Here is a 14760-nt window from a genome sequence, read left to right as displayed (position 1 = left end):
TATGTTAGAACACAAAAAGATTCGCAGCCTTGATGATTACTTTGTCGATCTAAACGGAAGACAGAGCAGAGAGGTGTATTTTTACCGGATCAATGGATACACGGAAAAAATCGGGGACTTTATAAAAAAATATTATGATACGGCAAGAAGAGCGGGTGTGGTGATCGAGGGAAAGATCCCAAATCCCGATGAGAAGAACCTTGCGTATTATTCTGAGATCATGGGGATGGATTTTCAGATGGATCCGTCATTTATATCGAATGGTTTAAAAAAATGGCTTCCGCGCATGAACGATCTGCAAAGACAGAATGTGGCAGATTCGATCTATGACTCGCTTGATACCATGAGGCGGAATGGAAAAACAGAAAATATGTTGAAAAATGCATATATTAAGTTTATGTGCTGGCTGTACTACAAATTTGAACGGATTGTAAACCAGCTTGGGGCAAATGAACTGCCCAAGATCCTTTATGAGGGGGATATCAGTAATTACGAACTGATGCTGATATCGATCCTGTCCAATGCCGGGAGTGATGTGGTGCTGCTGCAGTATCATGGTGATGCCGGATATCTGAAATCAGATCCCGCTTCCGTTTTATCAGATGATCTGCAAATGGAGAGGATGACAGCTTTCCCGGAAGGATATTGCTTAAAGAAAGTCCGGGAGGCAATACAAAATGATTTTGAAAAGGAACGGCTGTATGGAAGTCTGCCTTCTGTCAATAACTGTACCAATGCATGGATTGATGGAAAAGGATTTGAAGATATCAAAAAGAGTGTGTTGACCAGAGGAACAGATCCCCGCTTCTTTTATAACTGTTTTTACCGGATCAACGGTGCAGAGGACAAGCTGACATATGCGAACGAATTGTTTCAGCTGCAGCTTGAACTGAAAAATGCCGGGCGGAAGATGGTGATCGTAAACGGGGAGATCGAAAGACCGACACCGGATGAAATCGCAGAGATCCGGCGCAGAAATTATGCAAAAACAGATCAGCTTATCATGGATCTTTCCACGAATATAAAGTATCCGGCAAATTTAGAATTGCAAAAGATCATGCACAAAACATTTGTGGATATTCTTCTTGCAGAATCAGGCAAAGAAGGCGATAATTTAAACAGGCTCACCAGCAAGGCGGTTTACCTGTTGTGCTGGCTGAAAAGGTATCTGCCGTTTTTATTTTCCAATTGGAAGATGCCGGAGATCGGATGTTTTATCCATATGGGCGGGTGCCAGAATGAAAATGAAGCGTTGTTTCTCAGGTTTTTAGCAAGGCTGCCGGTCGATGTGGTGATCCTTTGTCCGAACCGGAATATACCATGCCAGCTTACGGATCCGCTGTTGTATGAACTGAATTATGAGGAAAGCCTTACCATGGACAGGTACCCGGAGGAGAGTTCCCAGGTCAAAATGGGAACGGTTGCCTACCATGCGGAGAGGGAACTGGATACGTTAATGTATCAGGATACCGGCATGTACCGGAACATGCAGTATGGAAAGGCGAACATTATCAGTCTGCAGACCATGTACGAGGAGATTAAGATCCTGTGGGATCAGGAATTAAAATACCGGCCGGATTTCAGCGTGGTCGATGGTGTCGTGAACATACCGGTCATTTTTGCAAAAGTTTCCGGAGTCAAAGACGGACATACCGCTGGCTACTGGACATCCGTAAAAGAACTGGTCACGGAAGATACAGTCGTGATAAAAAGAGCGCCTTATATAGAGCCGATGGCACCGAATCCGATGAAAATGTATGCTGCTGAATTTTTCAAAAATGGAAAACTGCAGCGGAATAAGATCAAGGCACATCCAAAATACCCGTACGGTATCTTGCGGGAAGATATTCAGGAGATGATACTTGATAAGATGCAGCTTCTGATCGATCAGAAACGGATCAAAGGAATCGGGGAAAATGGTATGGAATACACCGTGATTGCGCAGGTGTTAAATCTGCCGAAAGATATCGTAAGACTGATCCAGAAATTTGATCTTACCCAGAAAAATCCGAAACTGATTTATATCAATACATCGGAGACGGTCATTTCACTGGAAGACTCGATCCTGACAGTATTTTTGCATCTGATGGGATTTGATATTGTATTTTTTGTGCCGACGGGATATCAGAGTATTGAAAAATATTTTAACGGGCAGCTAATGGAAGAACACCAGATAGGGGAATATAAATATGATCTGCAAGTCCCTGACCTGAATAGTATTTCATTTAATAATACACGCCACACCTGGCGGGATAAATTTTTTAAGAGAGGTAATTAGAAATGGAGGAATCGTATGGGACTTGATTTTAGCAAAACAACGACTGCGGCAGCACCTGCAGCCACAGTGGTACCGGACACAAAAGATGAGATCGCTGTTGTGGAACAGTATGACATTGTTGCCGACAGGGAAAAAATGAATTCAGAACTGGTCAATTCGGATGAGGTTGACCGGATCGTCAGTACGATTGAGGTCAACAATCTTGAGACAATCGTCACATTTGGAGCGGAGGTTGCAGAAGAAATTTCGAAAGCATCGGATGTCGTGTTAAACAGCATGAATATGTCACAGCTTGATGATACCAGCGAAATGTTAAAAACATTGGCAAAGATCATGGATCAGTTTGATATTGACGAGATCAGGGAAAATCCGGGACTGTTTGGAAAATTATTTGGAAATATGAAAAAACAGCTCGACAAGATCCTTGCAAAATATCACACGATGGGCGAGGAAGTCGACAAGATCTATGTTCAGCTCAAAGGCTATGAATCAGAGATCAAACAGTCAAACCGTAAATTAAATACGATGTTTGAGGCAAATGTAAATTATTATCATGAACTTGTGAAATACATTCTTGCCGGAGAGCAGGCATGTAAAGAGATTGAAGATTACATTGCAAAGAGACAGCAGGATATGGCGGCTACCGGAGACGAGTCGATCCAGTTTGAACTTACCAGCTTAAATCAGGCACTGATGATGATGGAACAGCGTACACAGGATCTTCGGACAGCAGAAAACGTTGCAATGCAGTCCATTCCGATGATCAAAACGATGGAGTTCAGCAACTATAATTTGGTCAGAAAAATTAACTCCGCATTTATTGTAACACTTCCGGTATTCAAACAGGCACTTGCACAGGCAATTCTGCTGAAACGCCAGCGCATTCAGGCAGAAGCAATGTCTGCTCTGGATAAGAAGACCAACGAGATGCTGATTAAAAATGCACAGAATACTGTGGAAGTTTCCAAGGCTACCGCTAAGATGGCATCCGGAAGCTCAATCCAGATTGAAACACTTGAGACGACCTGGAGAACGATTACCAGTGGTATTGAAGAAACGAAAAGAATTCAGGAAGACTGCAGAAAGAAACGTGTGGAAGATCAGGCAAGACTTGAGGCGATCAAGGCGGATTTCAACAGACAGTATCATATGCCGCCGGCAAACAAGTAAGTTATTTCTAATAACTATAGATTCATTTATTCTAAGGAGGGTAATACTATGCCAATTAATTTATCAAAAGGACAGAAAGTAGATTTAACAAAAGGAAATCCGGGACTGAAAAATATCATGGTTGGTCTTGGCTGGGATGTCAATGCATTTGATTCCGGTGTAGATTTTGACCTGGATGCAGCAGCATTTATGCTGGGAGCAGATGGAAAGTGCCCGACAGACAAAGAATTTGTATTTTATGGAAATCTGGCTCATCCGAGCGAGTCTGTAAAACATATGGGCGATAACTTAACCGGAGAGGGAGAAGGCGATGACGAGCAGATCCAGATCGATCTTTCCAAAGTACCGGCAAACATTGAGAGAATTGCATTTACCGTAACGATCTATGAGGCGGAGGCAAGACGCCAGAATTTTGGACAGGTATCTAATTCTTTCATTCGTCTGGTGGATGAGACAACCGGAAAAGAAATGATCCGCTATGACTTAGGAGAGGATTTCTCCATTGAGACAGCAGTCGTTGTCGGTGAATTATACAGACATAACGGCGAATGGAAATTTAATGCGATCGGAAGCGGCTTCCAGGGCGGACTCGCAGCACTTTGCGGACACTATGGAATTGAAGTGGCATAAGAGGAGTAAAATCCTCTGCTCACCAGAGGGTTCGCATTTTGCTCCGCAAAACAAGGAGTAAAATCCTCTGCTCACCAGGGGGTTCGCATTTTGCTCCGCAAAACAAGGAGGATTATAATGTCAATTAGTTTACAGAAAGGACAGAAGGTCAGTCTGTCAAAAGATAACGCAGGATTGTCAAAGATTATTGTCGGTCTTGGATGGGATGAAGTGCAGCAGTATTCATCCGGAGGTGGATTCTTAAGTGCTTTATTCGGGGGCGGATCAAAGCAGCAGCCGATCGACTGTGATGCATCCGCACTGATGTTAAAGAATGGAAAACTGGTGGATAAATCAGACATCGTTTATTTTGGTAATTTGCACCATAAATCAGGTACCGTAAATCATCAGGGAGACAACCTGACAGGAGCCGGTGATGGAGATGACGAGCAGATCGTGATCGACCTTGCAAAAGTACCACAGGAGTATGACAAAATCGTAATCGTTGTAAATATTTATCAGGCGGTTCAGAGACATCAGCATTTTGGCATGATTGAGAATGCATTCATCCGTTTAGTTGATGCAAGAAACAATAATGAAATGTGCAAGTACAACCTGACTGAAAATTATTCCGGTATGACGGCAATGATATTTGGAGAAGTGTACAGACATAACGGAGAATGGAAGTTTAGCGCTGTTGGCCAGGGTACAAATGACCCGGGACTGGGAGAACTGAGCAGAAGATTTGTATAAAAAAGATTGATACATTAGAGGAGGTTAACTACCCAAAATGAGTAACATAAATAAAGAAGAGCTTATGAGAGGTCTGTCAGACTCACAAGTAAACAAGAGCAAACAGGATTTTGGAACAAACGCTCTTGCAAAAAAAGAGACAGAATCACTGTGGTCGATGTTCATCGGAGCATTTGATGACATTTGGATCAAAGTATTATGTGCAGCACTGGTCATGAAAATCGTCATTTCTGTTATCGGTGTGTTTGTACCGGCATTAGCAGGAGAAAACGATGTTGTTGAGATTATAAGTATTGTTTTAGCAATCGCACTGGCAACCGGATTCAGTACATTATCCGAGTACCGCAACAGTTCCAGAAGTGAGGCATTACAGGAAGAATACAACAAGACTTATGCAAAAGTCATGAGAAATGGAAAACTGGTCAATATCCTTACCAGTGAGATTGTAAAAGGTGATACGATCCTCGTTCAGGCTGGTGATAAGGTGCCGACCGACGGTGTGTTATTTGAAGGACACATCAAAGTTTCACAGGCTGCATTAAACGGTGAGTCAAGAGATGAGAATAAAACGGCTGCTGATAATCTTGATGAAGCGGAATCTACAGATTATGCATCTGCAAACAAAGTATTTATGGGATCAGTAGTGACCTCCGGTGAAGGGTATATGGTTGCAACCGTCATCGGTGATGCATCCGAGCTTGGAAAGATCAACAAGGCTCTGACGGATGATAATGAAGAGGACGAGAGAAAAGATACTTCAAGCCTGAAACTGGAAGTGGTAGCTGCCGGTATCGGTAAACTTGGTGTGTCCGCGGCTGCCATTGCAGGCGTATTAGATGTTGTACTGAACCTGATCCGTACGGATGAACCAATCACAGTTGTTTATGTTCTGCTTTTGGTTGCAGAGGCAGTTATGTTGATGGCATCTATCGTTATCATGGCAGTGCCGGAAGGTCTTCCGATGATGAACAGTCTGGTGCAGTCCATGAACACAGAGTCCATGTACAAGAAAAATATTCTTGTCAGCCACAAGGCAGCATTTTCCGATTCTGCGTATATGAATGTTTTATTCAGTGATAAAACAGGAACGATCACACAGGGTAACTTATCTTTGGTAGAATTTATCACCGGTGACGGTAAGATCGCAGAGAACATTCCGAATCAGGAATTTATCGAGGCAATTACATTAAACAACCTTGCAAAAGTATCCGAAGGAAAGCCAATCGGAAGTAATAACATGGACAGGGCTCTTTTGGGATATGCCCTAGAGCATGGTTATGATGATTCGAAAAACGATCCGGATAAAGTCGCTGACATCAGCGGATTTGATTCGGAAAAGAAATGCGCTACCGTTACATTGAAAAACGGACTGGTTTACTGGAAAGGTGCAACCGAAAACATCATTGATAAAGTAACACATTATATGCTTCCATCCGGTGAAGAAAAAGAATTTACTGCAGCAGATAAAAAAGCTGTGGAAGATCAGATGCTCGCCCAGGCAAAGAGAACGATGAAATTGCTTTCTGTTGCCAAAATCGCAGATGGAAAAACAGTTCTGATGGCAGTGCTCTGCTTAAGAGATAACGTAAGAACCGATGCGGTTGAGACCGTTGAGATTTTAAACAATGCCGGTATCCAGGTTGTCATGGTAACCGGTGATGCGGAGGAAACAGCAGTTGCCATCGCAAAGGAAGCTGGTATCTTAAAAGACGAGCAGAACGATGTTGTTCTCACACATGAAGAGTTAGAGCAGATGTCAGATGAAGAGTTAAAGAAAAAACTTCCGAATCTCCGCGTGGTGAGCAGGGCAAAACCGCTTGATAAAAAGAGACTTGTTTCTATTTCACAGCAGCTTGATAATGTCTGCGGTATGACCGGAGACGGTGTTAATGATGCACCGGCATTAAAACAGGCAGATATCGGATTTGCCATGGGAGACGGTACAGCAGTTGCCCAGGAGGCAGGTGACGTTGTCATCTTAAATAACAGTTTGACTTCCATTAAGGACTGCGTATTGAACAGTAGAACAATGTCAAAATCAGTTGGTAAATTCTTAATCTTCCAGCTGACCGTCAATATCAGTACCCTGTTGATGAACATTATTGCGCCGATCCTGGGATGGACCGAGCCATTCTCCATTGTCCAGATTTTATGGATCAATCTGATCATGGATACTTTGGCAGCCATGGCATTTGGCGGAGAGCCGATTCTCGACCGATACATGAATGAAAAACCGGCACTCAGAAAAGATAACATTTTAACAACTTATATTAAATCTGCAATCGGAACAAGCTCTGTATTTATCACACTTGGCTCCATCCTGATCCTGGAAAACATTGGTGGGATTACAGATTTTGTAACACCGGCAGGCTGCGCGGATCCGGAATTATATGAAAAAACATTTATGTTTGCTTTTTTCATTTATTCAATCATTTTTAACAGCTTAAATACCAGATCTGAGAGATTTAATGTATTTGAACACATTGAAGAGAACAAGAATTTTATCATTGTTATGGGTGTGATCTTTATACTTCAGACCATCATCATTGAGATTGGTGGTCAGGTATTCAGCACAACGACATTGAATGCAAAAGCATTATTTGTTTCCATGCTGTTAGCAGTGCTCATTATCCCGGTTGATATGGTAAGAAAAGCCATTGTTTCGAAAAAATGATCGCCTTTCATACCGATTTGGATAATACACTCATCTATTCCTATAAACATGACATCGGGCCGCGGAAGCGAAATGTGGAACTCTATCAGGGAAGAGAAATATCTTACATCACAGAGGAAACATATCATCTCCTGCAGCTCGTAAAAAATGAAATGCTCATTGTTCCAACGACCACTAGGACGTTGGAACAATATCAGCGCATTGATCTGGAAATCGGACCATTTCCATATGCATTGGTCTGCAACGGTGGTGTTCTTCTGATAAATGGTGTGCCGGATGAAGCATGGTATCAGGACTCCCTGCATCTGGTGTCGGATAGCAGGGAAGAAATGAACCTTGCCATGGAACTGTTAGAGCGGGAACCACGCAGAAAATTTGAACTCCGATACATTGAAAAGCTGTTTATCTTTACAAAATGCAATGATCCCGAAACAGTTGTAAATGATTTAAAAACATCTCTCGATACAAAATATGTAGATGTATTTTCCAACGGTGAAAAAGTATATGTAGTACCGCAAACCCTGAATAAAGGAATGGCAGTAGACCGACTCAGAGAAAAACTAAAACCAGAGTTCGTAATTGCAGCCGGAGACAGCACCTTTGATATCCCCATGCTATCGACCGCCGACCGCGGACTTGTCCCATCGGGATTCATACAAAAATATGAAATCCCGAAAACATCCGGAGCCCGGAAAAAAATAGATGAAATGACATCTAAAAAAATATTTTCCGATGCCCTATTAGAAAAAGTTCTAAAAATAAAAACGGAGTCTGTTGCAGCAGGTATTATTCATACAGGATAATACCATTTGCAACAGACTCCGTTTTTGGTATGTGAGGTAAAGTGCCAGCCACTAATCCATACTCACACTGATTCCGCCCTTCCTCTCCGAAGGCTGAATAATCACTGTAACCGGACAATTCCCATGCCACTCAAACTGGTAAGACTCCCCGGAAGCCTGTCCGATAAACGTTTTCCACGAAATATCAGCCGTCACCTGCGGATCACAATGTCCATTTCCAACCCAGCATACAACAGCGTCCGGATCAACAGAGATCGTATCCTGAGACATCACATTGCTTAAAACGATCGGGTTGCCGTCACAAAGCACAGCAACATATGCATCTTTTCCACGTGCAATCAGAGTGGAAGTTGCAAGACCTTTCTGGGAAAGCACACCGACACCGATAAAACGGACACTGTAATCACAATCCTGGGAGAAAGCGAGAATATTTTCGGATTCCACTGAGATAGTTTCCCCCTGCTCTAAGTGATAGACCACAACATGCTGACCATAATTTGCGTAATATGTAACAGAATCACCATTTAAAGTTACCTTCATAAGTGGGAGATTTTCTCCGGTCACTCTTCGTGCAAGCTGACCAAGCAGAGCCTGCCCGATATTATTCTGCGGTCCAAGCAAGACTTTTTCAAATTTGTAATTCTTTCCACCGGCATTTTCTCCGGCGATAAATGCACCTGCTTTTGTAAAGAGTACATCACTGCCAGTGCAGGTAACCTTTAAAGTAAGTTCGTTTACTGTTTCAAATGTTAACATAACAAATTTCCTCCAAAATATAATCCTTTGTTTAAATAACCTGAACGCCGTACAAACTGCACAGTCCTGCGAGATCTTTTGCCACGCCGTTTCCGATGGCATTAAATTTCCATGCGCCGTTATGCAGATACAGTTCACCGATCATCATGGATGTCACGTTCGTATAGTATTCATCCATTTTAAAGCTGACCAGCTCGGTGCCGGCAGGATCCATAATACGGATATACGCATCCTCAAGCATTCCGAAATTCAGATTTTTTTCAAATGCTTCATTGATCGTCAGCACAAATACGATTCTGGCAACGGATGGATCTAATCTGGTAAAATCCACGGAAATGATCTCGCGGTCTGCGCCGCCGTCAGCGTGGAAAACCGTGCTGTGATCCGGGCTTTCGGTCTGCCCGTAAAAGACAAACCAGGAATCACCGATCACTTTACCGGATGAGCCGAGCAAAAATGCGGATACATCCACATCACAGGCAGGATTTTTGACATTCCATCCAAGGCATGCCTTTATAGAAGTGAGCTTCCCGGAATTCTCCAGCGGTGTTTTCTGACCTTTTTGCACCATATGTACCAGTGGAGGTAAAGGTTTTGACGCCGGTGTGGATGCGTTTGATACTGCCTGAGATGACGTGTGGTTGATCGAAGTGATGGTTCGTGTTGTTTTTGCCCCCTCAACTTTGCGTTCGTTGATGGAAAGAACGGTCTGTCTGGTGACGGGAGCAGAGGATCTCATTGGAATATCTACCATAATAAAAAACCCCTTATCGTTTAGTAAAATAATAGAATGTACGCTTCGCGGGCAAATCTATTGTTATGAATTAATAAGTCTCTGGATTTCATTTTAAGTGATTCTGATAGAGGTGTCAAATTGCGAAATGTTGACATATAAGTCAACAAAAACATCGGTTGCAAAGGTTTCATCAAAAGGAAAAATCGTTGCAGTAGCGCCGGGAAGCTGTAAGATTTCCGTAAAATCACAAGGTGTAACCAGCAATATAACTGTTATTGTACTCCCGAATAAAGTAAAGACGGTAGCATCTGATTTTTCATCTGCAAACATTATACAGTTAAAGAAGGGGACAACGTATAAGTTCCGCGTTCGTGGATTTGTGAAATCAGGTTCTAAAAAATATTATGGCGAATTCGGAAAAACATATAAACTGAAGACAAATAAGTAATTATTGATCGAAAAACAGGAAATAGAAATCAAACATTTTATATGAGAAATAAGTTAGGGAGGTCGGATGGGCTTCCCTAATTTTTTTAATCGGATTTATTTGGAAATTATAGAAGATCCTTGTTATAATACAACTGGTAAGCAGAACAAACAGCTTCTATGGCATACAGGAATTTGAGATACAAATAATGGAATGTATGTTTGACAGATCATTTTATTATGATGAATAAAAATGCAGGAATGGAGAATTTATGCAGATCTATGTGGATGCGGATGCCTGCCCGGTGGTGGGAATCGTGGAAGAACTTGCAATCAAATATAAGATACCGGTGACGCTGTTATGTGACACGAACCACGTTTTGTATTCTGATTACAGTGAAGTAAAGATCATTGGTGCCGGGGCAGATGCGGTGGATTTTGCGCTGGTTAATTTATGCCGGAAGGGAGATATCATTGTGACACAGGATTATGGGGTAGCGGCGATGGCACTTGGAAAAGGTGCATTTGCGATCCATCAGTCCGGAAGGTGGTACACGGATGATAACATCGACCGGATGCTGTTAGAGCGCCATATGAATAAAAAGGCGAGGCGGGCATCCGGGAAGAATCATCTGAAAGGACCAAAAAAGAGAAACACGGAGGATGATATGCATTTCCGGGAAAGTTTTGAAAAAATGATTCGAAAGGGAATGGAGAATATTTATGGCACAACATGAAAAATTTTATTTAAATGGTACCTGGCAGTTAAAAAAAGCGGATGAAACACTGCTCTGCCCGGTGGAGATTCCGGGTTCGGTACTTTCCGGACTGACAGAACACGGTTTACTTGAAGATCCATTTTACCGGATGAATGAGTACCCGACAAGAGAGCTGCTGAAAAATGATTTTATTTTTTCAAGGGAATTTGAACTGAAAAAAGAAGAGGGAAGAGTGTATGCACTCTGCTGTGACGGAATCGACACGGTGGCAGATATTTTTATCAACGGCATGCTGATAAAGCATGTGGATAACATGCACCTTCGTTATCGGATTCTGTGCACAAATGTCCTGAAAAACGGGACAAACAATATCACAGTGAAAATCCATTCTGCAATCGCATATGTAAACGAACATGTGCCGGCAGCGGGAAAAGAGATTCATTACACGGCATGCGGTGCGATGGAAGGAAATCAGTATATCCGGAAAGCACATTCCATGTTTGGCTGGGACTGGGGTCCACAGTTACCGGATATGGGGATCTGGCGTGATATTTTTATTGACAGCTATGAGAAGGCAGAACTGTCTGATCTGCATATCAGACAGGAACACATAGATGGAAAAGTTTTTCTGTCGGCAGAAACAAAAGTGATGTTGCCGGAAAAGGCACAGGACGGTGAAATTGCGGAAGCTGAGTATCTGGTATTGCCACAGAGTGCGGAAAGTAATGCCCGGATATTGAAAGAAAGTGTGGGAAACAATGATTCGACACTGGCAGAGAATGCAGATAATCTTGAGGTAAAAATCACGCTGCAGACACCGGATGGAAAACAGATTTCTTTTTCGGATGGAAAATGTCTGGTTGAAGATCCGAAACTCTGGTGGCCGAACGGATACGGTGCACAGCCGCTGTATACGGTGCGTGCGGAACTTTTTCTGGGCGGAGAATTTCTGGATGCAAAAGAACTGCGCATTGGTCTGCGCACATTGACGGTCAGCCAGGAAAAGGATGCATGGGGCGAGGAATTTGCTTTTTGCATCAATGGGGTAAAGATTTTTGCAAAAGGTGCAGACTATATTCCGGAAGACTGTATTTATTCAAAAATTACTCCGGAGCGCATTTATGAGTTGTTAGATACGGCAGTGGCATGTCATTTTAACTGCATCCGCATCTGGGGCGGCGGTTATTATCCGGCGGATGTTTTCTATGATTACTGTGATGAACATGGTCTGATCGTATGGCAGGATTTTATGTATGCCTGCAATGTCTATGAGCTGACGGAGAAACTGCGGGAGAGCATTATAGAAGAAACGAAGGATAATGCGGGAAGGTTGAGACATCATGCAAGTCTTGGACTCTGGTGCGGTAACAATGAGATGGAATCAGCATGGGACCACTGGGGCGGTTTTAATGATCATTCGGATACGTTAAAACAGGATTACCTGACCATGTTTGAAAAACTGATCCCGGAAGCCTTAAAGAGCGAGGATGATGTGACGTTTTACTGGCCGTCGTCTCCGTCATCCGGCGGTAATTTTAAAGACCCGGACAGTGATGATGTCGGGGATCGTCATTACTGGGATGTATGGCATGGAGAAAAGCCGTTTTCCGACTATGAAAATTACTATTTCAGATTCTGTTCGGAATTTGGATTCCAGTCGTTTCCATGCAAAAAGACGATCGACACATTTACCCTGCCTAAGGATCGCAATATCTTTTCAGAAGTTATGGAAAGTCATCAGAAAAACGGTTCTGCAAATGCGAAGATCCTGCATTACATTGCGGAGAACTTTTTATATCCAAAAGATTTTGAGAGTCTGATCTATATCAGCCAGGTGCTGCAGGCGATCGCAATCAAGAGCGGTGTGGAGCACTGGCGCAGAAACAGGGGACGCTGCATGGGTGCAATTTACTGGCAGTTGAACGATAACTGGCCGGTCGCATCCTGGGCAAGTATCGATTACTTTGGAAGATGGAAAGCGCTGCAGTATTTTTCGAGACATTTTTATGCGGATGTGCTCGGCAGTTTAAAGGTATCTGCGGATGCTGTTTATACGCCTTATCTGCAAAATGAGACGATGCAGGAGGTGTCGTCTGATGTCACGGTTTTTGTGAAAAATATGCGTGGGGAAGTGCTGTTTGAAACTTCACAGCGCACAGAGTGTGCACCATTGTCCGTGGAAGCCATGGAACCGGTATCTTTGAAAGAAGTGATAGAGGGCAGAGAAAGCGAGGTCTTTGTGGAGGCGGTATTTACACATTCTGATGGAACTGTGAGCCGCCAGGTGGAAATGCCAAAACCGTATAAACATATGCAGATCGAAAAAGCAGAGATCACGTTCGATGCAAAAAGAGAGGGAAATCTGTTGACACTGCAGTTAAAATCAGATGTTCCGGCATTTTTTGTCTCGGTGGAGAGCGATGTGGATCTGGTCTGGTCGGATAATTTTATGCATCTGACCGGAAAGGAACCTTATGAGATTACGGCTATTCTGCCGGAGTGCGTGGAAGGCATGCCTAAGATCTGGGTACGGTCACTGTGCGATTCGTGGGTTACGGATTATTCGCAAGCTTGACACCTGTTGTCAGGCTGTGAGCCAGAAACTAAAGTATGTGAGGTGTTACTGTTCACTCGCAAGCTTGACACTTGCTGTCAAGCTGTGCGCCAAAGACTATATCATGCCAGATTACAGCCCCATGCATCGAAGATGCATTTAAAATAGGCTGTAATCGTTACTGCTCACACAGTATGTGTGAACAGTAACTGTGAGGTTACAGAAGAATCACTCCAAAACAGAATGACTTTACACCACCCGATACAAGTGCTATCATAAAAATAGTTAGAAGTAACTAACAAATGAGAAGCATTTTAAAGAAGGTGGAATCCTATGAAAGTATATTGTTTTGGTGAGAAAGAAAAACCGGTTATTTTTCTTTTCCCCGGGACCTGTTGTCACTGGAAGGGCAATTTTGGAAAAGTAATAGAGCCGTTGGAAGAATATTTTAGGGTGGCATGCGTTTCCTATGACGGGTTTGATGAGACGGAACAGACAGAGTTTCCGACGATGACGGAGGAAACGGAAAAAATTGAACAGTATATAAAGAAAGAATTTGGCGGACATATCTGTGCCGCATATGGCTGTTCACTGGGCGGTTCTTTTGTCGGACTGCTTGCAGCACGCGGAAATATCCACATGGAGTATGGTATTTTAGGTGGTTCCGATTTAGACCAGTCGGGAAAGTTTTTGGCAAAGCTGATGACGAAACTGATGATGCCGGTTTTTTATCCGTTTATCGCGAATGGTGAGATGAAAATTCCTTTCATGAAAAAGAAAATGGACAAGATGCTGGCGGAGGACAATGGCTATATCAGAGCGTTTATGGATATGATAAAGACGCCGGATGTCGATATGAGCCATATTACAAAAAGAAGCGTCGAAAATCAGTTTTACTCAGACCTCATTACACCGCTGCCGGATCAGATCGACCCGTCCGGAACGCAGATACATATTTTATATGCCCTTAAAATGGGTGAAAAATATCGTGCGCGTTACAAAAAACATTTTGCAGGACCGATCCTGCATGAACTGGATCTGCAGCACGAAGAACTGCTTGCGGTTTATCCGGATGATTGGGTAAAAGTGATCGCGGAGATCTGTAACAGAAAACAGGGAGATTGTGCGGCAAGATTTAAAATTAAGGGAAGCTGATGAAGTGGGGAAAGTTGAATCATCAGAGAAAACAAGAAGAGAAAGTGAGAAAGAGTCTCAATTTTTCTTCTTGTTTTTTTAATTGATGTTCGGTATACTGAACGATAGTTAGACAAAACTAACAATA

The 14760-nt window shown here is 42.9% G+C and carries 12 protein-coding genes; 10 read left to right on the top strand and 2 right to left on the bottom strand.

The annotated features are described in order from the left end of the window. Position 1: 1 nt before the first annotated feature. The 6 genes from RIL182_RS17715 (at position 2) to RIL182_RS17690 (ending at position 8287) form a co-directional block, all read left to right on the top strand. On the top strand, positions 2-2278 hold the full coding sequence (locus tag RIL182_RS17715; protein ID WP_006856245.1) for a YceG family protein: 2277 nt from the start codon (positions 2-4) through the stop codon (positions 2276-2278). A 15-nt stretch (positions 2279-2293) separates the two neighbouring features. Next, entirely contained in the window at positions 2294-3448 is a 1155-nt protein-coding gene (locus RIL182_RS17710) for a toxic anion resistance protein (protein ID WP_006856246.1), read from the top strand. A 48-nt stretch (positions 3449-3496) separates the two neighbouring features. Then, positions 3497-4078, top strand: a complete 582-nt coding sequence (locus tag RIL182_RS17705) for a TerD family protein (protein WP_006856247.1) — start codon at positions 3497-3499, stop codon at positions 4076-4078. Between the two features lie 117 nt (positions 4079-4195). Next, positions 4196-4810 (top strand): TerD family protein, encoded by a 615-nt coding sequence (locus RIL182_RS17700; protein ID WP_006856248.1) that lies wholly within the window; start codon positions 4196-4198, stop codon positions 4808-4810. A gap of 37 nt (positions 4811-4847) precedes the next feature. Beyond that, entirely contained in the window at positions 4848-7484 is a 2637-nt protein-coding gene (locus RIL182_RS17695; protein WP_006856249.1) for a cation-translocating P-type ATPase, read from the top strand. Then, the gene (locus RIL182_RS17690) at positions 7481-8287 is read left to right on the top strand and encodes an HAD hydrolase family protein (protein ID WP_006856250.1); all 807 of its coding nucleotides are present in this window, start codon (positions 7481-7483) and stop codon (positions 8285-8287) included. The genes RIL182_RS17695 and RIL182_RS17690 overlap by 4 nt, the downstream gene beginning before the upstream one ends. Before the next feature lie 51 nt (positions 8288-8338). Here RIL182_RS17690 and RIL182_RS17685 read toward each other — a convergent pair whose 3' ends face one another. Continuing rightward, on the bottom strand, positions 8339-9043 hold the full coding sequence (locus RIL182_RS17685) for an AIM24 family protein (RefSeq protein WP_006856251.1): 705 nt from the start codon (positions 9041-9043) through the stop codon (positions 8339-8341). A 31-nt stretch (positions 9044-9074) separates the two neighbouring features. Next, positions 9075-9797, bottom strand: coding sequence for a TerD family protein (locus RIL182_RS17680; RefSeq protein ID WP_006856252.1), 723 nt, complete (start codon positions 9795-9797; stop codon positions 9075-9077). 127 nt (positions 9798-9924) lie between these two features. On the opposite strand from RIL182_RS17680, the gene RIL182_RS17675 reads away from it, so the two are divergent. The 4 genes from RIL182_RS17675 (at position 9925) to RIL182_RS17660 (ending at position 14633) form a co-directional block, all read left to right on the top strand. Beyond that, the gene (locus tag RIL182_RS17675) at positions 9925-10227 is read left to right on the top strand and encodes a hypothetical protein (protein WP_006856253.1); all 303 of its coding nucleotides are present in this window, start codon (positions 9925-9927) and stop codon (positions 10225-10227) included. Between the two features lie 250 nt (positions 10228-10477). Further along, positions 10478-10942, top strand: coding sequence for a YaiI/YqxD family protein (locus tag RIL182_RS17670; RefSeq protein WP_006856254.1), 465 nt, complete (start codon positions 10478-10480; stop codon positions 10940-10942). Further along, positions 10929-13499, top strand: coding sequence for a glycoside hydrolase family 2 protein (locus RIL182_RS17665; protein ID WP_006856255.1), 2571 nt, complete (start codon positions 10929-10931; stop codon positions 13497-13499). Before RIL182_RS17670 ends, RIL182_RS17665 begins: the two co-directional genes overlap by 14 nt. Positions 13500-13811: 312 nt before the next feature. Beyond that, positions 13812-14633 (top strand): hypothetical protein, encoded by an 822-nt coding sequence (locus tag RIL182_RS17660; protein ID WP_006856256.1) that lies wholly within the window; start codon positions 13812-13814, stop codon positions 14631-14633. Positions 14634-14760: the final 127 nt, after the last annotated feature.

It is taken from the genome of Roseburia intestinalis L1-82 (genome assembly GCF_900537995.1).
Classification (GTDB): domain Bacteria; phylum Bacillota; class Clostridia; order Lachnospirales; family Lachnospiraceae; genus Roseburia; species Roseburia intestinalis.
Note: the sequence above shows the minus strand (reverse complement) of the source record. Positions and strands in the feature narration are given on the sequence as shown.

Coding starts and splice junctions, on each gene's coding strand:
- RIL182_RS17715 (WP_006856245.1), top strand. CDS start 2: ATGTTAGAACACAAAAAGATTCGCAGCCTTGATGATTACTTTGTCGAT.
- RIL182_RS17660 (WP_006856256.1), top strand. CDS start 13,812: ATGAAAGTATATTGTTTTGGTGAGAAAGAAAAACCGGTTATTTTTCTT.
- RIL182_RS17690 (WP_006856250.1), top strand. CDS start 7,481: ATGATCGCCTTTCATACCGATTTGGATAATACACTCATCTATTCCTAT.
- RIL182_RS17665 (WP_006856255.1), top strand. CDS start 10,929: ATGGCACAACATGAAAAATTTTATTTAAATGGTACCTGGCAGTTAAAA.
- RIL182_RS17700 (WP_006856248.1), top strand. CDS start 4,196: ATGTCAATTAGTTTACAGAAAGGACAGAAGGTCAGTCTGTCAAAAGAT.
- RIL182_RS17705 (WP_006856247.1), top strand. CDS start 3,497: ATGCCAATTAATTTATCAAAAGGACAGAAAGTAGATTTAACAAAAGGA.
- RIL182_RS17670 (WP_006856254.1), top strand. CDS start 10,478: ATGCAGATCTATGTGGATGCGGATGCCTGCCCGGTGGTGGGAATCGTG.
- RIL182_RS17680 (WP_006856252.1), bottom strand. CDS start 9,797: ATGGTAGATATTCCAATGAGATCCTCTGCTCCCGTCACCAGACAGACC.
- RIL182_RS17685 (WP_006856251.1), bottom strand. CDS start 9,043: ATGTTAACATTTGAAACAGTAAACGAACTTACTTTAAAGGTTACCTGC.
- RIL182_RS17710 (WP_006856246.1), top strand. CDS start 2,294: ATGGGACTTGATTTTAGCAAAACAACGACTGCGGCAGCACCTGCAGCC.
- RIL182_RS17695 (WP_006856249.1), top strand. CDS start 4,848: ATGAGTAACATAAATAAAGAAGAGCTTATGAGAGGTCTGTCAGACTCA.
- RIL182_RS17675 (WP_006856253.1), top strand. CDS start 9,925: ATGTTGACATATAAGTCAACAAAAACATCGGTTGCAAAGGTTTCATCA.